The organism is Cupriavidus consociatus (genome assembly GCF_017814975.1).
Classification (GTDB): domain Bacteria; phylum Pseudomonadota; class Gammaproteobacteria; order Burkholderiales; family Burkholderiaceae; genus Cupriavidus; species Cupriavidus consociatus.
Genome location: NZ_JAGIQA010000019.1, coordinates 129,575 through 150,510, shown reverse-complemented (window position 1 = coordinate 150,510; position 20,936 = coordinate 129,575). Strand labels below are relative to the sequence as shown.

Annotated in this window: 20 protein-coding genes; 19 read left to right on the top strand and 1 reads right to left on the bottom strand. The window is 64.2% G+C overall.

Annotated elements, in window-relative coordinates; all coding sequences use genetic code 11:
- The first annotated feature begins 245 nt into the window (after positions 1-245).
- The 6 genes from J8I82_RS24525 to J8I82_RS24500 all read left to right on the top strand — a co-directional run bounded on the left by J8I82_RS24525 (position 246) and on the right by J8I82_RS24500 (position 7,052).
- Positions 246-734, top strand: coding sequence for a hypothetical protein (locus J8I82_RS24525; RefSeq protein WP_245180048.1), 489 nt, complete (start codon positions 246-248; stop codon positions 732-734).
- A 68-nt stretch (positions 735-802) separates the two neighbouring features.
- Positions 803-1,561, top strand: coding sequence for a sulfite exporter TauE/SafE family protein (locus J8I82_RS24520; protein WP_209761457.1), 759 nt, complete (start codon positions 803-805; stop codon positions 1,559-1,561).
- 473 nt (positions 1,562-2,034) lie between these two features.
- Entirely contained in the window at positions 2,035-3,183 is a 1,149-nt protein-coding gene (locus J8I82_RS24515; protein WP_029046510.1) for an ABC transporter substrate-binding protein, read from the top strand.
- Between the two features lie 215 nt (positions 3,184-3,398).
- Positions 3,399-4,451, top strand: coding sequence for a branched-chain amino acid ABC transporter permease (locus J8I82_RS24510; protein ID WP_209761443.1), 1,053 nt, complete (start codon positions 3,399-3,401; stop codon positions 4,449-4,451).
- Between the two features lie 3 nt (positions 4,452-4,454).
- Complete coding sequence (locus tag J8I82_RS24505) at positions 4,455-6,299, top strand: branched-chain amino acid ABC transporter ATP-binding protein/permease (protein WP_209761442.1); 1,845 nt, start codon at positions 4,455-4,457, stop codon at positions 6,297-6,299.
- 9 nt (positions 6,300-6,308) lie between these two features.
- Entirely contained in the window at positions 6,309-7,052 is a 744-nt protein-coding gene (locus J8I82_RS24500; protein WP_209761441.1) for an ABC transporter ATP-binding protein, read from the top strand.
- Between the two features lie 256 nt (positions 7,053-7,308).
- Here the strand turns inward: J8I82_RS24500 and J8I82_RS24495 are convergent, their stop codons facing one another.
- The gene (locus J8I82_RS24495; protein WP_209761440.1) at positions 7,309-8,247 is read right to left on the bottom strand and encodes a LysR substrate-binding domain-containing protein; all 939 of its coding nucleotides are present in this window, start codon (positions 8,245-8,247) and stop codon (positions 7,309-7,311) included.
- Positions 8,248-8,429: 182 nt separating this feature from the next.
- Between J8I82_RS24495 and J8I82_RS24490 the strand changes: the two genes are divergently transcribed.
- The 13 genes from J8I82_RS24490 to atpG all read left to right on the top strand — a co-directional run bounded on the left by J8I82_RS24490 (position 8,430) and on the right by atpG (position 20,921).
- Complete coding sequence (locus J8I82_RS24490; protein ID WP_209761439.1) at positions 8,430-9,425, top strand: Bug family tripartite tricarboxylate transporter substrate binding protein; 996 nt, start codon at positions 8,430-8,432, stop codon at positions 9,423-9,425.
- Between the two features lie 3 nt (positions 9,426-9,428).
- Positions 9,429-10,298 carry an N-formylglutamate amidohydrolase gene (locus J8I82_RS24485; RefSeq protein WP_209761438.1) on the top strand — a complete coding sequence of 290 codons (870 nt, stop codon included), beginning with the start codon at positions 9,429-9,431 and terminating at the stop codon, positions 10,296-10,298.
- A 221-nt stretch (positions 10,299-10,519) separates the two neighbouring features.
- Positions 10,520-12,478: a tRNA uridine-5-carboxymethylaminomethyl(34) synthesis enzyme MnmG gene (gene mnmG, locus J8I82_RS24480; protein WP_209761437.1), complete on the top strand. Its 1,959-nt coding sequence runs from the start codon at positions 10,520-10,522 to the stop codon at positions 12,476-12,478.
- 21 nt (positions 12,479-12,499) lie between these two features.
- Positions 12,500-13,201, top strand: coding sequence for a 16S rRNA (guanine(527)-N(7))-methyltransferase RsmG (rsmG, locus tag J8I82_RS24475; protein WP_431831577.1), 702 nt, complete (start codon positions 12,500-12,502; stop codon positions 13,199-13,201).
- Positions 13,202-13,284: 83 nt separating this feature from the next.
- Entirely contained in the window at positions 13,285-14,058 is a 774-nt protein-coding gene (locus J8I82_RS24470) for a ParA family protein (RefSeq protein ID WP_209761435.1), read from the top strand.
- Between the two features lie 20 nt (positions 14,059-14,078).
- Entirely contained in the window at positions 14,079-14,993 is a 915-nt protein-coding gene (locus J8I82_RS24465; protein WP_209761434.1) for a ParB/RepB/Spo0J family partition protein, read from the top strand.
- A 321-nt stretch (positions 14,994-15,314) separates the two neighbouring features.
- Positions 15,315-15,818 (top strand): ATP synthase subunit I, encoded by a 504-nt coding sequence (locus J8I82_RS24460; RefSeq protein ID WP_209761433.1) that lies wholly within the window; start codon positions 15,315-15,317, stop codon positions 15,816-15,818.
- A gap of 243 nt (positions 15,819-16,061) precedes the next feature.
- Complete coding sequence (atpB, locus tag J8I82_RS24455; protein WP_209761432.1) at positions 16,062-16,928, top strand: F0F1 ATP synthase subunit A; 867 nt, start codon at positions 16,062-16,064, stop codon at positions 16,926-16,928.
- A gap of 78 nt (positions 16,929-17,006) precedes the next feature.
- Complete coding sequence (gene atpE / locus J8I82_RS24450) at positions 17,007-17,273, top strand: F0F1 ATP synthase subunit C (protein ID WP_010811268.1); 267 nt, start codon at positions 17,007-17,009, stop codon at positions 17,271-17,273.
- Positions 17,274-17,372: 99 nt separating this feature from the next.
- The gene (locus J8I82_RS24445) at positions 17,373-17,843 is read left to right on the top strand and encodes a F0F1 ATP synthase subunit B (protein ID WP_029046523.1); all 471 of its coding nucleotides are present in this window, start codon (positions 17,373-17,375) and stop codon (positions 17,841-17,843) included.
- Positions 17,844-17,845: 2 nt separating this feature from the next.
- Positions 17,846-18,391, top strand: coding sequence for a F0F1 ATP synthase subunit delta (locus tag J8I82_RS24440; RefSeq protein ID WP_029046524.1), 546 nt, complete (start codon positions 17,846-17,848; stop codon positions 18,389-18,391).
- A 38-nt stretch (positions 18,392-18,429) separates the two neighbouring features.
- Positions 18,430-19,971, top strand: coding sequence for a F0F1 ATP synthase subunit alpha (gene atpA / locus J8I82_RS24435; RefSeq protein WP_115688486.1), 1,542 nt, complete (start codon positions 18,430-18,432; stop codon positions 19,969-19,971).
- Between the two features lie 74 nt (positions 19,972-20,045).
- Positions 20,046-20,921 (top strand): F0F1 ATP synthase subunit gamma, encoded by an 876-nt coding sequence (gene atpG / locus J8I82_RS24430; protein WP_209761431.1) that lies wholly within the window; start codon positions 20,046-20,048, stop codon positions 20,919-20,921.
- Positions 20,922-20,936: the final 15 nt, after the last annotated feature.

Below are 20,936 nucleotides of genomic sequence, written 5' to 3'. Positions count from 1 at the left end.
TAAAGGGCGTTGCCGGGTGATCCTCGGCAACGCTTTTTTCATTGGGCTTCGCCCCAGGGCCGCGAGCCCTGGATTACCAAGCCGTGCGTTATCAGTCGCATTGCTAGGCATCCATGCCGGATCGGCATCACCCCGGTCTCCGCCGCATGCGACAATGCGGGCGCTTTCCGTTGCCCGCCATGCCTGCCTATCCCCCCGATTTCCAAGATCCGCCGCATCCGGACGCCTTGGGTTGTCCCGACGCCATGCCGCAACTGCTCCCACCGCAGTGGTGGGTACGCGCGGGCCAAAGTACCGATGGCGCCATGCTGGAGGCCTGGCTGGCAGCCGTGCAGCCGTTGCCGGTCCCGGCGGCCAGGGCACGGCGGCTGATGCTGGACGAGCTGCTGGCGCAGTCGGGGCGCGGGATCTGCCTGCTGGCCCATGGCGCCACGCCGGACGATGTGCTGGCTTGCCTGCCGGTGGCGCTGGTGCCGAGCCTGGAACTGGCCGGCCTGGCCGCCCTGGTCACGGAATGGTGGGTGCGCCCCGGCCTCGGTGGCGGCATGGTGCGCGCCTGCCTGGACGCCAGCTGCGACACGCTGGCCGACTGGGGGCGCGCCCATGGCATCCGCCATGCGCTGCTCGCCCCGGCGCTGGCCGGCGCGCACGGCGGCGCGCCGCCCGGCTTTGCCCCGCATGCGAGCGGCATGTGGCTGCGCAATCTTGTGCCGGCAGCCAAGGTGCTTGGCTGAGCCGGCACTGACACGCCCCGGCACGCCGTTTTTCCTCCTCCCGTTTTTCTTTCCCCGTTCCTGTAATGATGGAGTTCGCATTCCTGGCGGTTGCCGCCTTTCTTGCCGGCATGATCGACGCGGTCGCCGGCGGCGGCGGCCTGGTCCAGATCCCGGCGCTGTTCTCCGCCTACCCCGGCATGGCGCCGGCAACGCTGCTGGGAACCAACAAGGTTGGCTCGATCGCCGGCACCGCCAACGCGGCGCTGCGCTATGGCCGCAGCGTGCGCATCTACTGGGGCGCGACCGCGCCGGCGGTGGTGGCGGCCTTTGTCTTCTCGATGGCCGGCGCGTGGGCGCTGACCATGATCCCGGCCGAGCCGATGCGCAAGGCGCTGCCGTTCATCCTGGTGACACTGCTGGTGTATACGCTGGCCAGGAAGGACCTGGGTGCGGAGCATGCGCCGACGCTGAAAGGCGGCCGTGAACGGTTCGCGGCGTTGCTTGCCGGCGCGGTGCTCGGCTTCTACGATGGCGTGTTCGGCCCGGGCACCGGCAGCTTCCTGATGATCGCGTTCGTGCGCGTATTCGGCTATGACTTCCTGCACGCCGCGGCATCGACCAAGCTGGTCAACCTCGCCACCAACCTGGCGGCGTTACTGCTGCTCGCCAGCAAGGGCCATATCTGGTGGCAGCTGGGGCTGGTGATGGCGGTGGCCAATGTTGCCGGCAGCCAGGTGGGCAGCCGGCTGGCGTTGCGGCATGGCAGCGCATTCGTGCGCAAGGTGTTTATCGTGGTGGTGAGCGCGTTGATCCTGAAGACGGCATGGGATGCGTTTGCACGCTGAGCGGCCGAGCGCGGACCTTGATGCGGGTTAATCCTGCTTTTCGCGTCAAGTCGCTGTGATAGACTCGATTCGCATTCCCGACCGCACGGTCGGCGAATGACAGAAGCGCCAATTCCGGGGGAAATGGGCCGGTTCGCCAGGGCGAGCGGGTTCTCGGCGTGGACGGGAAATGGGGAACGGTGTGTCATCGTTCCTGGCAGTAGCGCAGGTGCCGGCGATGTGCCTGCGCAGACCCGAGGGGTCGGCACAGGTCCACTGAACCGGATGAGATACGCACCCGCTGGGCTGCGCCTCAAGGCCGTATGCGTCGTTGCAAATGCTCGCAATAGCTTTGCTATTGCTGCGCTTTGCGCCTAGTCTACGACCTTGCTGCGCAGCGCCTCGGGCGCGATTCATCCGGTTCAGTGAACCCGGGCATCCGCCGGTGGACGCCGGACGGATGCCTTTCCGTTTCAGGAACCGAAGGAGACAAGATGGATTTCAAGCGCGCCAGCCTGCTGGCAATCGCGGCGGCCTGCCTGGCTGCCGGCGCCGCCCAGGCACAGGTCAAGGTCGGGGTCACGGTGTCGGCAACGGGGCCGGCGGCTTCGCTGGGTATTCCGGAGAAGAACACCTTCACGCTGATGCCGAAGGAAGTCGCGGGCAAGAAGATCGAGTACATCGTCCTGGACGACGCTTCCGACACCACCACCGCGGTCAAGAACACCCGCAAGCTGATCAGCGAAGACAAGGTCGACGTGGTGGTCGGTTCCACCGTGACGCCAAATTCGCTGGCCATGGTCGACGTGGTCGCCGAGAACGATACGCCGATGATCACCATGGCTGCCTCGGCCCGCATCATCGAGCCGATGGATGCCAAGCGCGCCTGGATCTTCAAGACGCCGCAGAACGACTCGCACATGGCCACCGCGATTGCCGAGCACATGGGCAACAACAACGTGAAGACGGTGGCCTTCATCGGCTTCGCGGATGCCTATGGCGACAGCTGGGCGCAGGAGTTCGCCAAGGTAGCGGAGATGCGCAAGATCAAGGTGGTCGCCAACGAGCGTTTTGCACGCACCGATACTTCGGTGACCGGCCAGGTGCTGAAGATGATGAGCGCCAACGCCGATGCGGTGCTGATCGCAGGCTCGGGTACGCCCGCGGCGCTGCCGGCCAAGACGCTGAAGGAGCGCGGCTACAAGGGCAAGGTCTACCAGACTCACGGCGTTGCCAATGCCGACTTCCTGCGCGTGTGCGGCAAGGATTGCGAAGGCACGTTCCTGCCGGCCGGCCCGTTGCTGGTGGCCGAGCAGTTGCCCGACAGCAACCCGGTCAAGAAGCCGGCCATGGCCTACAAGACCGCCTACGAGAAGGCCTTCGGCGGCCAGGTCTCGACCTTCGGCGGGCATGCCTGGGATGCGGGCCTGATCCTGCAGCACGCCATCCCCGAGGCGCTCAAGAAGGGCCAGCCCGGCACCAAGGAATTCCGCAAGGCGCTGCGCGACGCCATGGAGCAGACCAGGAACCTGCCGGTGTCGCACGGCATCATGAACATGAGCACCACCGACCACCTCGGCTTTGACCAGCGCGCACGCGTGATGGTGCAGATCGTCGACGGCAAGTGGAAGCTGCTGAAATAAGCCGCCACACTAACTTCCCGAGTGACAGCGAAGCTGGGGTGAAGCAGGGCGCATGGGTGATGCCATGCGCCTTTTTTTTGCCGCACCGCCATACCTAGGGTTGCCGAGTATTTCCGCAATGGGCAACCTGTTTACCATTTCGTAAATCCCACCGCGCGCAGCACCCTGTCGGCCCCCTTCGAAGCAGGCAGGTATTTCAACGATACGGGGAGACAATGGACCTATCTATCGCCGCCATCCTGGCGCAGGACGGCATCACCTCGGGCGCGATCTACGCGCTGCTGGCACTGGCCCTGGTGCTGGTGTTCTCGGTGACGCGCGTCATCTTCATCCCGCAAGGGGAGTTCGTTGCCTACGGCGCGCTGACGCTGGCCGCGATGCAGGCCGGGCATGCGCCGCAGACCAGCTGGCTGCTGCTGGCCATGGGCGCGCTGACGTTCGTCTATGAAACCGTGACCGTGCTGCGCAGCGCCGAGCTGCGGCGCATGCTGGGACAGCGGCTGGCGGTGCTGGCCGGCAAGTACCTGGTGTTCCCGCTGGCGGTGCACTGGGTGGTCCAGCAATACGGCGCGCAGCCGCTGCCGATGCTGGCACAGATCGCGCTGACGCTGCTGGTCATCATTCCCCTCGGGCCGATGCTGTACCGCCTCGCTTACCAGCCGCTGGCCGAGGCCAGCACGCTGGTGCTGCTGATCGTATCGGTCGGGGTGCACTTTGCGCTGGTGGGACTGGGGCTGGTGATGTTCGGCGCCGAGGGCTCGCGCACCACGGCGTTCTCGGATGCGCGCTTCGAAGTTGGCGCGCTCAGCGTCTCGGGCCAGAGCCTTTGGGTGGTGGGCGTGTCGGCGCTGCTGATCGGCGCGCTGTACTTCTACTTCGAGCGCACGCTGCAGGGCAAGGCGCTGCGCGCGACCGCGGTGAACCGGCTGGGCGCGCGCCTGGTCGGGATCGGCACCACGCAGGCGGGGCGGCTGTCGTTCACGCTGGCCGCGGCAATGGGCGCGCTGTGCGGTGTCCTGATCGCGCCGCTGACCACGGTGTACTACGAGTCGGGCTTCCTGGTAGGCCTGAAGGGCTTTGTCGGCGCGATCGTCGGTGGGCTGGTGAGCTATCCGGTCGCAGCACTGGGTGCGCTGCTGGTGGGCCTGCTCGAATCCTATTCGTCCTTCTGGGCCAGTGCGTTCAAGGAGGTCATCGTCTTCACACTGATCATCCCGGTGCTGCTGTGGCGCTCGCTGACGAGCAAGCATGTCGAGGAGGAGGAATAAGCCATGACCATGCTGACCGACAAGCAAGCGGCGGCCGTGACCGGCGCCGAGGCCGGCAGCCGCGCGCGGCTGAACCGCAACCGGCTGCTGGTGCTCGCCTTTATCGTCGTGCTGGCGTTGCTGCCGGTGCTGCCGACGCCTGAATTCTGGATCACGCTGGGCAACTACATCGGCCTGTACAGCATCGTCGCGATCGGGCTGGTGCTGCTGACCGGCGTGGGCGGCATGACATCGTTCGGACAGGCCGCGTTCGTGGGGCTGGGCGCGTACAGCACCGCGTACCTGACTACGCAGTTCGGGCTGTCGCCGTGGTTCGGGCTGCTGGTGGGCCTGGTGATCACGGTGGCCTCCGCCTATGTGATCGGGCTGATCACCATGCGCATGTCGGGCCACTACCTGCCGCTGGCGACCATCGCGTGGGGCCTGTCGCTGTTCTTCCTGTTCGGCAACCTGGAGTTCCTGGGCAAGTACGACGGCATCAACGGCATCCCCGTGCTGTCGTTCTTCGGCATCGAACTGCAGTCGGGCCGCTCGATGTTCTACCTGATCTGGGCAGTGGTGCTGCTGGCCGTGCTGGCGATGCAGAACCTGCTGAACTCGCGCCCGGGCCGCGCCATCCGCGCGCTCAAGGGCGGCGGCGTGATGGCCGAGGCGATGGGCGTCAATACCGCTTGGATGAAAGTGGTGATCTTCGTCGTGGCGGCGATCCTGGCGTGCGTGTCGGGCTTTCTCTACGCGCACCTGCAGCGCGCGGTGAATCCGACGCCGTTCGGACTGAACTACGGCATCGAGTACCTGTTCATGGCGGTGGTCGGCGGCGTTGGCCATGTGTGGGGCGCAGTATTGGGTGCGGGCATCCTGACCATCCTGAAGGATGTGCTGCAGGGCGTGCTGCCGAAGCTGCTGGGCGCCAACGGCAACTTCGAGATCATCGTGTTCGGCGTGCTGCTGGTGCTGTTGCTGCAGTATGCGCGCGATGGCATCTGGCCGTTCCTGCGCCGGCTGTTCCCGTCGGGCCCCGCGGTGCTGGCGCCGGCGCAAGCCGAGGCGCTGGCGGTGCGGCGCAAGCCCGAGGCGGGCGAGCTGATCCTCGACGTGCGCGCCGCGCGCAAGGAGTTCGGCGGGCTGGTCGCGGTCAACGATGTCAGTTTCCAGGTGCGTGCGGGCGAGATCATCGGCCTGATCGGCCCCAACGGTGCCGGCAAGTCCACCACCTTTAACCTGGTGACGGGCGTGCTGCCGGTCACGCGTGGCGAGGTGCACTATCGGGGCGAGGTGATTTCCGGCCTGCCGTCGCGCGAGATCGTCAAGCGCGGCATTGGCCGCACCTTCCAGCATGTGCACCTGCTGCCGACCATGACGGTGCTGGAGAACGTTGCCATCGGCGCGCACCTGCGCGGCGACTTCCGCGCGCAAGGCGGTGTCTCGGCGGCGATCCTGCGCATGAACAAGGTCGAGGAAGAGAAGCTGCTGTTCGAAGCGAAGCGGCAACTCGAACGCGTAGGCCTGGCCGACTGCATGTACATGGAAGCGGGCAGCCTGGCACTGGGCCAGCAGCGCATCCTGGAGATAGCGCGTGCCCTGTGTTGCGACCCCGCGCTGCTGCTGCTCGACGAACCGGCCGCGGGCCTGCGCTACAAGGAGAAGCAGGCGCTGGCCGACCTGCTGCGCAAGCTCAAGGGCGAGGGCATGAGCGTGCTGCTGGTCGAGCACGACATGGACTTCGTGATGAACCTGACCGACCGGCTGGTGGTGATGGAATTCGGCACGCGCATCGCCGAGGGTGTGCCTGAGGACGTGCAGAAGAACCCGGCGGTGCTGGAAGCCTACCTCGGTGGCGTGGAGTAAGGAGCCGATATGAGCCTGATTCTGGAAGTGAAGGACCTCCACGTCCGCTATGGCAAGGTGGAAGCGGTGCACGGCGCCAACCTGAAGGTGGAAGCCGGCAAGATCGTGACGGTGATCGGCCCGAACGGAGCCGGCAAGTCCACGATGCTCAACGCGATCATGGGGGCGCTGCCGGTCAATGGCTCGGCGAGCGGCGCGGTCAGCTATCTTGGCCACGACATGGCGGGCATCCCCGTGGAGGGCCGCGTCGCGCGAGGCATGTGCCTGGTGCCGGAGAAGCGCGAGCTGTTCGCATCGATGACGGTGGAGGACAACCTGTTGCTCGGCGCGTTCCGCCGCAAGCGTGCCGGCGAGAAGAACTACCTGGACCAGATGGATGTGGTCTACGACTTGTTCCCGCGCCTGCGCGAGCGTGCGCGCCAGGATGCCGGGACGCTGTCGGGAGGCGAGCGCCAGATGCTGGCGGTGGGCCGGGCGTTGATGGCCAAGCCGCAACTGCTGATGCTGGACGAGCCCAGTCTCGGGCTGGCGCCGCTGATCGTCAGGGAGATCTTCCACATCATCAGCAACCTGCGCCAGACCGGTGTGGCCACGCTGCTGATCGAGCAGAACGCCCGCGCGGCGCTGCAGGTGGCGGACTATGGCTACGTAATCGAGACCGGGGATATGTCGATGGAGGGGCCGGCAGGCGACTTGGCGGCCAACCCAAAGGTGATTGAAACGTATCTTGGACTGGCAAAAAGGGCCGCTTAATCCATAAGGATGATAGCCAGATGAATGAGGGCTCGCCTAGGCGAGCCCTTTTTCATTTCTCGTGTGAATAACTTTGGGAATAAGTGGTTTTGGAGGCTTGTTTTTTGACGTCCAGGGGCATGGCGCAGGGTTGGGTACACTTTGATTCGCTTGAAGAATTAAGCTGCCGTAAATGTCGCTTAAGCTATCTATCGTTTCGATTGTCTCGGCGAAATTATTCAGTGCACGAATTTATTTTTCTAATTTTCAGTGCAGCTTAGTTTTCGTGAGAATGTTTTTGCGTGTCTTGCATAGCTTCTTGATGCGCGGTCTCCAGCAACCAATCGCGAAACCCGTTTAACGCCGGATGATCACGGCGCTCCCGCGGAGCGCACAAGAAATAGCCCCGCTGCAGCGAAATCGGCAAATCAAACGGCGCAAGAACACGTTCTGCAGCAATTTCGTCTCTCACGAGGCATCGCTGTAACACCGCGACCCCCATGTCGGCGCGAACAGCCTGGATCAGGATCGACACCTGGTCGAACGCTGTGGATAACATCGGCGCAGCGGTGGGTACGCCGGCAGCTCGCAGCCAGTTTTGCCAGTTGGCCGGCGCTGACGTGTGATAGAGCAGGGGCTCTTGCAACAACTCCGCCGGCGTCTGCCAGCGGCCGGCCTCGCGGCGAGCGCGAGCGCGGTCCGGATGGCAGACCGGCACCATCTCACGCCCGATTACGTAGTCGGCCTGCAAGCCCGGCCACTTGCCCGCTTCGCCCGCCAGGATGGCGGCGTCGGGTGTGGCGCCTGAGAGATCTTCATCGCGCTGGTAGGGAACGAAGTCGAGATGGATGTCCGGATGGCGCCGATGAAAGTCCGGCAGGCGCGGCACCAGCCATACGCTGGCCAGCGTCGGTACGACCGACAGCGTCAGGCGGTGGCGCCGGTCGCCAGCGAGCAGGGCCGCACTGGCGTTCTCGATCGCGGCCAGCGGTTCGGCCACGGCATCGAGCAGTTGCCGGCCGGCATCGGTCAACACCAGCCGATGTGCATTGCGCTGGAGCAGCGGTTGGCCGAAGTGTTCTTCGAGCCGCGCGATTGCCCGGCTGATCGCGCCTTGGGTAACGCACAGCGTGTCTGCGGCACGGGTGAAACTGCCCAGCTTTGCTGCGGCGGCAAAGGCATGCAACTCGGACATCGACGGGGAACGCAGCCGCATGGCGCAGGGTACAGCGCAGGAGAGTGGAGGGCAGAACCTGCGATGCGCCACAGTATTTAGCCGGGACGTGGGCAGGATGATCTTTGGTAATGCAAACGTGCAATATAGTCGTTTGTGCGCAGCCGGTAAACGCCGGACACTCGCTCGGTTCCCTTCGCATACAACAACAGGAGAAAGCACTCATGAACCGAGCCACGATGACGCGCCGCCAGCTGATGCTGTCGGGCATCGCAGCCGCTGCCACGCTGGTGTTTGCCGGCAGCGCCTTCGCACAGGCCAGCTATCCGACTCGCCCGATCCGTCTGATCGTGCCGTTTGCCGCAGGCGGATCGACCGACCTGTCGGCGCGCCTGGTGGCCGAGTTCGCTGGCCGCGAGCTGGGCCAGTCCATCGTGGTCGAGAACAAGGGCGGCGCCGGCGGTTCGCTTGGCATGGAGCAGGTGGCCGGCTCGGCACCGGACGGCTACACCATCGGCATGGCCACGGTCAGCACGCATGGCTCCAACCCGGCTGTGTACCCGAGGCTGAAGTACGACCCGATCAAGGACTTCGCGCCGGTGACCAATGTGGTCGCCATTCCCAGCGTGTTTGCCGTGCACCCGAGCGTGCCAGCCAAGACCATGCAGGAGTTCATCGCGCTGGCCAGGGCCAACCCGGGCAAGTACAGCTTTGCCTCGCCGGGTGCCGGCTCGCTGGGCCACGTCAACATCGAGAACTTCATGATGCTGGCCAAGATCGACCTGCTGCACGTGCCGTACAAGGGCGCCGGCCTGGCGCTGAATGACGCGGTGGCGGGGCAGGTAAATGCCATCACCGACAACCTGTCGTCGACGCTGCCCCACGTGAAATCGGGCAAGCTGCGCGCGCTGGCGGTGCTCGGGGCGACGCGTTCGGCCCAGTTGCCGAACGTGCCTACGTATGCCGAACTGGGCTTCAAGGACATGGGCGAGGGCGGCTGGTTCGGCATCGTCGCCCCGGCCGGCACGCCGCCGGCGATCGTTACCAGGCTGAACCAGGCCATCCACAAGGCGATGCAGAACCCCGAGTTCAAGCGCAAGGTGGAAGAGTCGGGCGGCACGCTGGTGCCGACCACGCCGGATCAGTTCAAGGCGCAGATCCAGCAGGCGATGGCGCGCTATGCCCGTGTGGCCAAGGCGGCCGAGATCAAGCTGGACTGAGTTATGGCTGAAGCAAATAACCAGGGCATGTTGCCGCCGGTCATCATGCGTCTGCCGGAAGGGGAGGTTCTGCCGCTGGTGTGTGACTCGCCGCATAGTGGCACCGTATACCCGGCGGATTTCGGCGCAGCGATCCCGGCGGCACGGCTGCGCGGTGGTGAAGACACGCACGTTGATGCGCTGTGGGCAGCGGTGCCCGCCGCCGGCGGCACGTTGCTGGCGGCGACCTTCCCACGGGTCTATATCGACCCGAACCGGATGGCCGACGATATCGACCCCGACCAGCTTGACGGGACATGGCCCACGGCGCTGGCGCCGGGACCGAAGACCGGCCTGGGATACGGCCTGGTCTGGAGCCGAATCGATGCGAACACGCCGATCTACGACCGCCGGCTGACCGTGGCCGAAGTGCAGGGGCGTCTGGATCGCTATTACCGCCCGTACCATGCGGCACTCGCAGAGGCGGTGGAGGGCGCATACCGGCGCTTTGGGGCGGTCTGGCACCTGAACCTGCACTCGATGCCGAACAATGCCTACGAGCGCCTGAAGATCGACAGCCCGCATCCGCTTGCGGACTTTGTGCTGGGAGACCGGGACGGGACCACCTGCGAGCCGGGACTGGTCGATCTGGTGGAACGCGAGTTGCGCGGCATGGGCTACACGGTGGCGCTTAATGACCCCTATAAGGGCGTGCAGCTGATCGCCCAGATCGGGCGGCCGGCCGAGCGGCGCAGCAGCCTGCAGATCGAGATCCGCCGGCCGCTCTATATGGACGAGGCGACGCGGGAACGGAATGCCGGGTTCGATACCCTGCAGCGTGATCTTGGCAAGCTGACGGCGCAGGTGGCAGCGTATATCCGCGCCAGTCTCTGAGCAGCTTGTTCCACGTGAAACATTGGCCGGGCCTTATGCCCGGCCTTTTTGTTTCACGTGGAACATCTCGGCATCTCCGACGTCGCTTGCCGGCCACGCGCAGGTATCGTCCACGCCATGTTTCACGTGAAACATGGTGACGCCCGAAAAGCCGTCAGTCGAATGCCGCTATAATTTCGCATTCCCGCATTTTCCCGCCAGCCTCCCGGAGGAGGTGTCCCATGCTTTACCCAAAAGAATTCGATGTCATCGTCGTCGGTGGTGGTCACGCCGGCACTGAAGCAGCACTCGCGGCCGCGCGCATGGGCTGCCAGACCCTGCTTCTGACCCACAACATCGAGACGCTGGGCCAGATGAGCTGCAATCCGTCCATCGGCGGCATCGGCAAGGGGCACCTGGTCAAGGAAGTGGATGCGATGGGCGGCGCCATGGCAGCCGCCACGGACGAGTCCGGCATCCAATTCCGCATCCTCAATTCCAGCAAGGGGCCGGCGGTGCGCGCCACGCGCGCGCAGGCGGACCGTGTGCTGTATCGCAAGGCGATCCGTACCCGCCTGGAAAACCAGCCCAACCTGATGCTGTTCCAGCAGGCAGTGGATGACCTGATGGTGGAGGGCGACCGGGTCGTCGGCGCCATGACGCAGGTCGGCATCGCCTTTCGCGGGCGGGCCGTGGTGTTGACCGCTGGCACTTTCCTGGACGGCAAGATCCACGTCGGCTTGGACAACTACACCGGCGGCCGTGCCGGCGATCCCGCTGCAGTGTCGTTGTCGGCGCGCCTGAAGGAGTTGAAGCTACCCCAGGGCCGCCTGAAGACCGGCACGCCGCCGCGCATCGACGGCCGCACCATCGACTTCTCGGTCATGGAAGAGCAACCCGGTGACCTGGATCCGGTACCGGTGTTCTCCTTCCTGGGCCGTCCGGAGCAGCATCCCCAGCAACTGCCTTGCTGGATCACCCATACCAACAGCCGTACGCACGACATCATCCGCGGCGGTCTCGACCGTTCGCCGATGTACACCGGCGTGATCGAAGGGGTAGGGCCGCGCTACTGCCCGAGCATCGAGGACAAGATCCATCGCTTTGCCAGCAAGGAAAGCCACCAGATCTTCCTGGAACCGGAAGGGCTGACCACCAACGAGTTCTACCCGAACGGGATCTCGACCAGCCTGCCGTTCGACGTGCAGCTGGAACTGGTGCATTCGATCCGCGGCCTGGAGAACGCGCACATCCTGCGCCCCGGTTATGCCATCGAGTACGACTACTTTGATCCGCGCGGCCTGAAGGCATCCCTGGAGAGCAAGGCGATCCGCGGGCTGTTCTTTGCCGGCCAGATCAATGGCACCACCGGCTATGAAGAGGCCGCCGCGCAGGGCTTGCTGGCCGGCATCAATGCCGGTTGCTACGTGCGCGAGCGCGATGCCTGGACGCCGCGCCGAGACCAGGCCTACCTGGGCGTGCTGGTCGACGACCTGATCACGCGTGGGGTGACCGAGCCGTACCGCATGTTCACCAGCCGTGCCGAGTTCCGCCTGAGCCTGCGCGAGGACAACGCCGACATGCGGCTGACGGAAATCGGCCGGGAACTGGGTGTCGTTGACGATGCGCGCTGGGATGCCTTCAACCGCAAGCGCGACAGTGTTTCACGTGAAACAGAGCGCCTGAAGAGCACATGGGTGAACCCGGCAATGCTGCCGCCGGAAGACGCCCTGCCGCTGCTCGGGAAGCCGATCGAGCGCGAGTACAGCCTGGCCGACTTGCTGCGCCGGCCAGAAGTCCGCTATGAGTCGCTGATGGCGCTGCAAGGCGGCCGCCATGCGCCCGACGCACCGCTCGACTCCGATGCCATGCTGGCCGAACAGATCCGTGAGCAGATCGAGATCGGCATCAAGTACCACGGCTATATTGCCCGTCAGGCAGCCGAGGTCGACAAGTTGGAAGCCAATGAATCGACCCGTCTGCCCGAAAATCTGGACTACACCGAGGTACGCGGGCTGGGTTTCGAGGTCAGCCAGAAGCTGAACCAGCATCGCCCGGAAACGCTGGGCCAGGCATCGCGCATCTCGGGTGTGACGCCGGCGGCAATCTCGCTGCTGCTGGTACACCTGAAGAAGAAGGGGCTCGGCCGCACGCGCGCCGAGTCGGCTGTCGCTGGCGACAACTCGGAAGAGGCGGCCTGAGTGGCGGGCGCTCGACACACCATCACGGACGACGCCACGCAGCGTCGTCGCCTCGAGGCCGGTCTCGCGGAGATCGGACTGGACCTGGCACCGGCACAGATCGACAAGCTGTTCGACTATCTCGCGCTACTGCGCAAATGGAACGGCGTCTATAACCTGACCGCGATCCGCCATCCTGATGAGATGCTTACGCATCACATGCTCGATTCACTCGCGGCAGTGCCTGCGCTGGCTGCCGCCGCGCGTTCTGCAGACGCAGGTACGCCCGCGCGGGGCAGGGTGCTGGACGTCGGCTCGGGCGGCGGCATGCCCGGGTTGCCGTTGGCGATTGCGTGTCCCGACGTGTCCGTGCTGATGGTCGACATCGTGCAGAAGAAGACCGCGTTCCTGACGCAGTGCCGCGCCCAACTTGGCCTGGCCAACGCCGCGGCACACTGGGGGCCGGTGGAAAAACTGGACGACACAGATGGCTTTGCCGTGATCACTTCGCGCGCCTTTGCCGAGCTGACCGACTTCGTGAACCTCTCGGGCCAGCTGCTCGCGCCGCAAGGCAAGCTGATCGCCATGAAAGGCGTTTATCCACAGGCGGAGCTGGACCGGATGGAAGCCGCCGGGCTGATGGCCCACTGGCAAGTCGATGATGTACCGCGCCTCACGGTGCCGGGACTGGACGCTGAGCGCCACCTGGTGGTGCTGTCGCGGCGCGCGGGCGCGCACGCATGACTTACGCCGCGGCGCTGCACAGCGTCGCGAACTGCCGGCCACGAGGCTGGCCGGATGATTTGAAGCAGGAGCCTCAGGAGCATATGGCCAAGGTATTCGTGATCGCAAACCAGAAGGGCGGGGTGGGCAAGACCACCACCACGGTGAACCTCGCCGCCGGCCTGGCCGCGCAGGACCAGCGCGTGCTGCTGGTCGACCTGGACCCGCAGGGCAATGCCTCGATGGGTTCGGGCATCGACAAGCAGGCGCTGGAACACAGCGTGTACCAGGTGCTGGTTGGCCTGGCCAGCGTCCCGCAGGCGCGCCAGAAATCCGAGACCGGCAGGTACGACGTACTGCCGGCCAACCGCGAGCTCGCCGGTGCCGAAGTCGAACTGGTCGAACTCGATCAGCGCGAGCGCCGGCTCAAGCAGGCCATCGACGAAGTCGACGACGAGTACGACTTCGTGCTGATCGACTGCCCGCCGTCGCTGTCGCTGCTGACGTTGAACGGGTTGTGCGCAGCGCATGGGGTGATCGTGCCGATGCAGTGCGAATATTTCGCGCTCGAAGGCCTGTCCGATCTCGTCAACACCATCAAGCAGGTGCACACCAATCTGAACCGCGAGCTCAAGGTGATCGGCCTGCTGCGCGTGATGTTCGACCCGCGCGTCACGCTGCAGCAGCAGGTGTCGGCGCAGCTCGAATCGCACTTCGGTGACAAGGTGTTCAAGACCTTGATCCCGCGCAACGTGCGCCTGGCCGAGGCACCGTCCTATGGCATGCCGGGCGTCGCATTCGATCCGTCATCCAAGGGCGCCAAGGCGTACCTGGACTTTGGCGCCGAGATGATCGCGCGCGTCAGGCAGCTGGGCTGAAGCTGAAGGAGGCATCGACCATGAGTACCGCAAAGACGCCGGCCAAGAAGAAGGGCCTGGGCCGGGGCCTGGAAGCGTTGCTGGGCGGTCCCGCCGAGATCGTCGAGACCGCGAAGCAGGAGGGCGCGCCCAGCGTGTTGCACGTGGACCAGTTGCAGCCGGGCAAGTACCAGCCGCGTACGCGCATGGATGAAGGTGCGCTGCAGGAGCTTGCCGCAAGCATCCGCGCGCAGGGCCTGATGCAGCCAATCCTGGTGCGGCGCGTGGCCGAGCCGGATCGCTACGAGATCATCGCGGGCGAACGCCGTTATCGCGCGTCGAAGCTCGCGGGCCTGGACAAGGTTCCGGTGCTGGTCAAGGATGTGGCTGACGAAGCCGCGGCCGCGATGGCGCTGATCGAGAACATCCAGCGTGAAGACCTGAACCCGCTGGAAGAAGCGCAGGGCATCATGCGCCTGATCCGCGAGTTCAAGTTTACGCACGAGCAGGCCGCCGAGTCGGTGGGCCGCTCGCGCAGCGCGGTGTCGAACCTGCTGCGCTTGCTGAACCTGGCGGCGCCGGTGCAGACCATGTTGATGGCGGGCGATCTCGACATGGGGCACGCGCGCGCGCTGCTCGCTGTCGACGGCGCGAACCAGATCACGCTGGCGAACCAGATCGTCAACAAGCGGCTATCGGTGCGCGAGACAGAAAAGCTGGTGGCGTCCACGCTCAAGCCGTTCGACCTGAAGTCGCTCAAGCAGAAGGGCGTGAACAATATCCGCGATGTGGCGCGGCTGGAAGAAGAACTGTCGGATGCATTGGGGCTGGCGGTGCAGATCAAGCTGGGTGCGCGCGGCAAGGGCCAGCTCACCATCCACTTCAGCGACAACGAAGCGCTCGATGGCGTGCTCGCGCGGCTGCGCGAATCGAGCGAAGGGCAGCAAGCCGCCTGAAATAGCGGGCGATAACCGGCCATTGCAGGGGTAACTGTTGCATCGATGCAGCAGTGGCCGGTGCGATTATCGGTATACGTGAGGCGTACCCGCCAATCCATCATCATGCGCAGGGTCCGCTGCGCAATCCAATTACGTCCAACATCATTGCGGCGCAATTTTTGTGAAGCCATCATGCAATCGTGATGGCAACCGTTGTGCGCAACGCACTGCAAGCTAACTGTAAGCAGATTGACGCGAATCAGTAGTTCCCCTTAAAATCGTGCGGTTTGAATTCTGGTCGGGCCGATAAGTTCCGGCCTGGAATGAGGCAGGCAGGTAGTGGTTCGAGACCGTCAGCAGCGCAGCGCCGGTTCCCGTCAGGAAGATGACTGGGAAGACTGGAAAGAAGGCGCAGACCGTGAAGAGGAAGCTGTCGATCCGCTGTCGCACGCCGATGCGGTGAAGCTGTTTGGCGAACGCGCGCTGCGTCCTTCGCGCATGACCCCGGGCAAGGTTGTCCTGGCGCAGGTGATCGTTTCCCTGCTGTCGGCATTGTGCTGGGCGTTGTTCGGGAAAGAGGCAGGGCCGTACGGCTGGTCAGCGTTGTTCGGCGGCATGGTGTGCTTCGTGCCGAGCGGATTCTTCGCATTCCGGCTGTGGGTGGCGCGGGATCGTGCATCGGTCGGCGGGCTGGTCCTCGGCGAGGCGATCAAGGTGTTCGCCACCGTGGCCATGCTGGTGCTAGTGGTGGTGCTGTACCGGGATCTGCGTTGGGTACCGATGCTCGTCACGTTCCTGCTGGCGCTCAAGACTTACTGGGTGGTGGCCCTTGCGATGCGCTAGGCCGCTGCACAAAACAGGTGCTTCATCCGGAGGTGGGGCACCGAAACGGAATATCAAGGTGTTTCCGTGGCGGTTTCACTGTGGTTTCACAGCGGTGACACCGGACACGGTCAAGGTTGGAAGCCCGCTTGCATCGCGGTGACCGGCGAATCCGCCGAAGGCAATGCAAGACGCGTACCGGGCGCTGCACAGGAGTAGCGGCGCACGGCCCGAAGATTTCGCAATATACCGTTCGACTCGACAATGGCAGAAGCTACCCAAAGCGCGGAACACGTGCTGACACCCTCCGGCTATATCGCCGAACACTTGCAGAACTTGAACTCGGTCGGCGGCAAGCAGTCGTCGGTGGTCGATTTCTCCGTGATCAACTACGACACGGTGTTCTGGTCGGTCCTGTGCGGCGCCATCGCCGTGCTGTTCCTGTATGCCGCCGCGCGCCGTGTTACCTCGGGCGTGCCGGGCCGCTTCCAGGCTTTCGTTGAAATGATCGTCGAGATGGTCGACGACCAGGCCAAGGGCATTATTCACGGCGATCGTTCGTGGATCGCTCCGCTGGCACTGATGGTGTTCTGCTGGATCACCATGATGAACGCGATCGACTTGATCCCGGTGGACTGGGTCACCGGCCTGAATCATGTCCTGGGCATCTTCCACATCCATCTGCCCCACCACCGCGCGGTGGCCACGGCTGACCTGAACGGCACGCTGGGCATGTCCTGCGCCGTGCTGGTGCTGATGATCTACTACAGCTTCAAGATCAAGGGCGCGGGCGGCTTCATGCACGAACTGTTCTCGGCCCCGTTCGGCGCCAAGTGGTACCTGGCCCCGTTCAACCTGATCCTGAACATCATCGAATTCCTGGCCAAGGCCGTTTCGCTCGGCATGCGGTTGTTCGGCAACATGTACGCCGGCGAACTCGTGTTCCTGCTGATCGCACTGCTGGGCTCCATCTGGACGTTCAGTGCCGACCTGTCGGCGCTGGGCTTTGTCGGCCACGTCCTGGCCGGCGCGGTCTGGGCGATCTTCCACATCCTGATCGTCCTGCTCCAGGCCTTCATTTTCATGATGCTGACGCTGGTGTACATCGGCCAGGCTCACGATCACCACTGATCGCCGCAGGTTTCAAGTTTTAGGTTTTTGGTTTTTTGATTTTTTGGTTCTAAGTCTCTCTAAATTAAAGGAGTCGTCATGCAAGAATTTCTCGCCAACATCCAGGGTCTGACCGCCATCGGTATCGGCATCATCATCGGCCTGGGCGCTATCGGCGCCTGCCTGGGTATCGCCCTGATGGGTGGCAAGTACATCGAAGCCTGCGCACGTCAGCCTGAACTGATGAACCCGCTGCAAACCAAGATGTTCCTGCTGGCTGGCCTGATCGACGCGGCATTCCTGATCGGCGTGGGTGTTGCAATGCTGTTTGCCTTCGCCAACCCGCTGCTGGCTGTCATCAAGTAATTCTTTTCGGTCTGCATGATGCTGACGGGCGGCGCGGGCCACCAGCCTGGCCGCCTTTTGTGCATTTATCTGTAGTTTGATTACCGAAAGGAACACACCATGAATCTGAACGCAACGTTTTTTGCGCAGATGGTCGTGTTCTTCATCCTGTGGTGGGTTGTTGCCAAATTCATTTGGCCGCCGCTGGTGAAGGCGCTCGACGAACGCGCAACGAAGATCGCCGATGGCCTCGCCGCTGCCGAGAAGGGCAAGGCCGAGCTTGAACTCGCCAACAAGCGTGTGGACCAGGCCATGGCCGAAGCCCGCACCGAGGGCGCTCAACGCGTCGCTGACGCCGAGAAGCGCGCCCAGCTGACGGCCGACGAGATCAAGCAGAACGCCCAGGCAGAAGCCGCACGCATCATTGCCCAGGCCAAGGCCGATGCCGAACAGCAGGTTACCCGTGCTCGCGAAGAACTGCGCGACCAGGTCGCCGTGCTGGCCGTCAAGGGTGCCGAGCAGATCCTCAAGCGTGAAGTGAACGCGCAGGTCCACAGCGATCTGCTCAATCAACTCAAGGCTGAGCTCTAATCATGGCTGAAACTGCAACCATTGCCCGTCCCTACGCTGAGGCGCTGTTCCGCGTCGCCAGTGAATCGAGCGCAGGCAACCTGGGTGCATGGTCCGAGCTGGTGTCGGAAATGGGGCAAGTTGCCGCCAATGCCGACATGAAGGCGGTCGCCGACGATCCGAACGTTCCCGGCGACAAGCTGGCCGAACTGTTCCTGTCGGTGCTGAAGTCCCCGGTCAGCGACGAGGCACGCCGCTTCGTCAAGCTGCTGGTGGAGAACGGCCGCCTGACGGTGATGCCTGACATCGCCGAACAGTTCCATGCGCTCAAGAACGCCCGCGAAGGGTCGTCCGACGTTGAGATCACCAGTGCTTTCCCGCTGGAAGATGGTCAGCTGAACGACCTGGTCGCCGCACTCGAACGCAAGTTCGGCCGCAAGCTGTACGCGCAGGTGGCGGTGGACCCGTCCCTGATCGGCGGCGTCAGCGTCAAGGTTGGCGACGAAGTGCTCGACACCTCCGTGCGTGCGCGCCTGGCAGCCATGCAAACCGCGCTGACCGCCGCCTGAGCGGCCGTCCGACGGATTGAAGAATTAGGAGCATTGTGATGCAACTGAACCCCTCAGAAATCAGCGAGCTGATCAAGACCCGCATCTCGGGTCTTGGCGCCGAAGCTGAAGTGCGCAACACCGGCACGGTGATTTCCGTGACCGACGGTATCTGCCGCGTGCATGGCCTGTCTGGCGTGATGCAGGGCGAGATGCTGGAATTCCCCGGCAACACCTTCGGCCTCGCGCTGAACCTCGAGCGCGACTCGGTCGGCGCCGTGGTGCTGGGCGACTACGAACACATTTCCGAAGGCGACACGGTTAAGTGCACCGGCCGCATTCTGGAAGTGCCCGTTGGCAAGGAACTGCTGGGCCGCGTGGTGAACACGCTGGGCCAGCCGATCGACGGCAAGGGCCCGATCAACGCGAAGGAAACCGACGTGATCGAGAAGGTCGCGCCGGGCGTGATCGCGCGTCAGTCGGTGAGCCAGCCGGTGCAGACCGGCCTGAAGTCGATCGACTCGATGGTGCCGATCGGCCGTGGCCAGCGCGAGCTGATCATCGGCGACCGCCAGACCGGCAAGACCGCCGTGGCCGTCGACGCGATCATCAACCAGAAGGGCAAGGGCATGTACTGCGTGTACGTCGCCATTGGCCAGAAGGCTTCGACGATCGCCAACGTGGTGCGCAAGCTGGAAGAGCACGGCGCGATGGAATACACCGTCGTCGTGGCCGCCGCCGCTTCGGACTCGGCCGCCATGCAGTACCTGGCTGCCTACGCCGGCTGCACGATGGGCGAGTACTTCCGCGACCGCGGTGAAGACGCGCTGATCGTTTATGACGACCTGACCAAGCAAGCCTGGGCCTATCGCCAGGTGTCGCTGCTGCTGCGCCGCCCGCCGGGCCGCGAAGCCTACCCGGGCGACGTGTTCTACCTGCACTCGCGCCTGCTGGAGCGTGCTGCCCGCGTGAACGAAGACTACGTCGAGAAGTTCACCAACGGCGCCGTCAAGGGCAAGACCGGCTCGCTGACCGCGCTGCCGATCATCGAAACGCAGGCCGGCGACGTGTCCGCGTTCGTGCCGACCAACGTGATCTCGATCACCGACGGCCAGATCTTCCTGGAAACCGACCTGTTCAACGCCGGCATCCGCCCCGCCATCAACGCCGGTATCTCGGTGTCGCGCGTGGGTGGTGCAGCACAGACCAAGGTGGTGAAGAACCTGTCCGGCGGTATCCGTACCGACCTGGCCCAGTATCGTGAACTGGCTGCCTTCGCGCAGTTTGCTTCGGACCTGGACGACGCCACCCGCAAGCAGCTCGAGCGCGGCCGCCGCGTGACCGAACTGCTCAAGCAGGCGCAGTACCAGCCGCAGCAGGTGTGGCAGCTGGCAGCGTCGCTGTTCGCGGCCAACAACGGCTTCCTCGACAACGTGGAAGTGAAGGACATTCTGCCGTTCGAGAAGGGCCTGCACGACCATCTGAAGACCAAGTACGCCGACCTCGTCAACCGTATCGAAGACACCAAGGTGCTGTCGAAGGAAGACGAGCCCGCCCTGCGTGCCGCGATCGAGGATTTCAGGAAGTCCGCCGCGTTCTAACTGCGCAATTCCCCGACACCGCCGCCGCGCCTGGCTGACGCCGGCGCGGCGCTGGTTCGGACGGAGAGGAAGATATGGCCGGAACGAAAGAAATTCGAACCAAGATCAAGAGCGTGCAAAACACGCGCAAGATCACCAAGGCGATGGAAATGGTCGCCGCATCCAAGATGCGCAAGGCGCAGGAACGGATGCGCAATGCCCGTCCCTATGCCGAGAAAGTGCGCAACATCGCAGCGCACCTGGCTTCGGCCAACCCCGAGTTCAAGCACCCGTTCATGCAGGAGCGTGAAGTCAAGCGCATCGGCATGATCGTGGTCACGACCGACAAGGGGCTGTGCGGCGGTCTGAACACGAACGTGCTGCGTGCGGTGACCAACGAGCTGAAGAGCCTGCAAGGCCGCGGCGTGGATGTGCGCGCCACTGCCATTGGCAGCAAGGGCCTGCAGTTCCTGAGCCGCATCGGTGCCAAGGTTGCCTCGAATGTGGTGCAGCTCGGCGACACCCCGCACCTTGAAAAGCTGATCGGCGCGATCAAGGTCCAGCTCGACGCATTCACCAACGGTGAAGTCGACGCGGTGTACCTGGCGTACACCAAGTTCATCAACACGATGAAGCAGGAACCGATGGTTGAGCAGCTCCTGCCGCTCGCCGCCGACAAGCTGTCGCAGACCGAAGAAGAGAAGCGCGCCTACTCGTGGGACTACATCTACGAGCCTGACGCGCAGACCGTGGTGGAAGAGCTGTTGGTCCGCTACGTCGAGGCGCTGGTGTACCAGGCCGTGGCCGAGAACATGGCGTCCGAGCAGTCGGCGCGCATGGTGGCCATGAAGGCAGCATCCGACAACGCCAAGAACGTGATCGGCGAACTGCAGCTGGACTACAACAAGACCCGGCAGGCAGCGATCACCAAGGAACTGTCGGAGATCGTCAGCGGCGCGGCAGCGGTCTGAGGCGTCAAGAATTCA

Coding starts and splice junctions, on each gene's coding strand:
- J8I82_RS24525 (WP_245180048.1), top strand. CDS start 246: ATGCCGCAACTGCTCCCACCGCAGTGGTGGGTACGCGCGGGCCAAAGT.
- J8I82_RS24520 (WP_209761457.1), top strand. CDS start 803: ATGGAGTTCGCATTCCTGGCGGTTGCCGCCTTTCTTGCCGGCATGATC.
- J8I82_RS24515 (WP_029046510.1), top strand. CDS start 2,035: ATGGATTTCAAGCGCGCCAGCCTGCTGGCAATCGCGGCGGCCTGCCTG.
- J8I82_RS24510 (WP_209761443.1), top strand. CDS start 3,399: ATGGACCTATCTATCGCCGCCATCCTGGCGCAGGACGGCATCACCTCG.
- J8I82_RS24505 (WP_209761442.1), top strand. CDS start 4,455: ATGACCATGCTGACCGACAAGCAAGCGGCGGCCGTGACCGGCGCCGAG.
- J8I82_RS24500 (WP_209761441.1), top strand. CDS start 6,309: ATGAGCCTGATTCTGGAAGTGAAGGACCTCCACGTCCGCTATGGCAAG.
- J8I82_RS24495 (WP_209761440.1), bottom strand. CDS start 8,247: ATGCGGCTGCGTTCCCCGTCGATGTCCGAGTTGCATGCCTTTGCCGCC.
- J8I82_RS24490 (WP_209761439.1), top strand. CDS start 8,430: ATGAACCGAGCCACGATGACGCGCCGCCAGCTGATGCTGTCGGGCATC.
- J8I82_RS24485 (WP_209761438.1), top strand. CDS start 9,429: ATGGCTGAAGCAAATAACCAGGGCATGTTGCCGCCGGTCATCATGCGT.
- mnmG (WP_209761437.1), top strand. CDS start 10,520: ATGCTTTACCCAAAAGAATTCGATGTCATCGTCGTCGGTGGTGGTCAC.
- J8I82_RS24470 (WP_209761435.1), top strand. CDS start 13,285: ATGGCCAAGGTATTCGTGATCGCAAACCAGAAGGGCGGGGTGGGCAAG.
- J8I82_RS24465 (WP_209761434.1), top strand. CDS start 14,079: ATGAGTACCGCAAAGACGCCGGCCAAGAAGAAGGGCCTGGGCCGGGGC.
- atpB (WP_209761432.1), top strand. CDS start 16,062: ATGGCAGAAGCTACCCAAAGCGCGGAACACGTGCTGACACCCTCCGGC.
- atpE (WP_010811268.1), top strand. CDS start 17,007: ATGCAAGAATTTCTCGCCAACATCCAGGGTCTGACCGCCATCGGTATC.
- J8I82_RS24445 (WP_029046523.1), top strand. CDS start 17,373: ATGAATCTGAACGCAACGTTTTTTGCGCAGATGGTCGTGTTCTTCATC.
- J8I82_RS24440 (WP_029046524.1), top strand. CDS start 17,846: ATGGCTGAAACTGCAACCATTGCCCGTCCCTACGCTGAGGCGCTGTTC.
- atpA (WP_115688486.1), top strand. CDS start 18,430: ATGCAACTGAACCCCTCAGAAATCAGCGAGCTGATCAAGACCCGCATC.
- atpG (WP_209761431.1), top strand. CDS start 20,046: ATGGCCGGAACGAAAGAAATTCGAACCAAGATCAAGAGCGTGCAAAAC.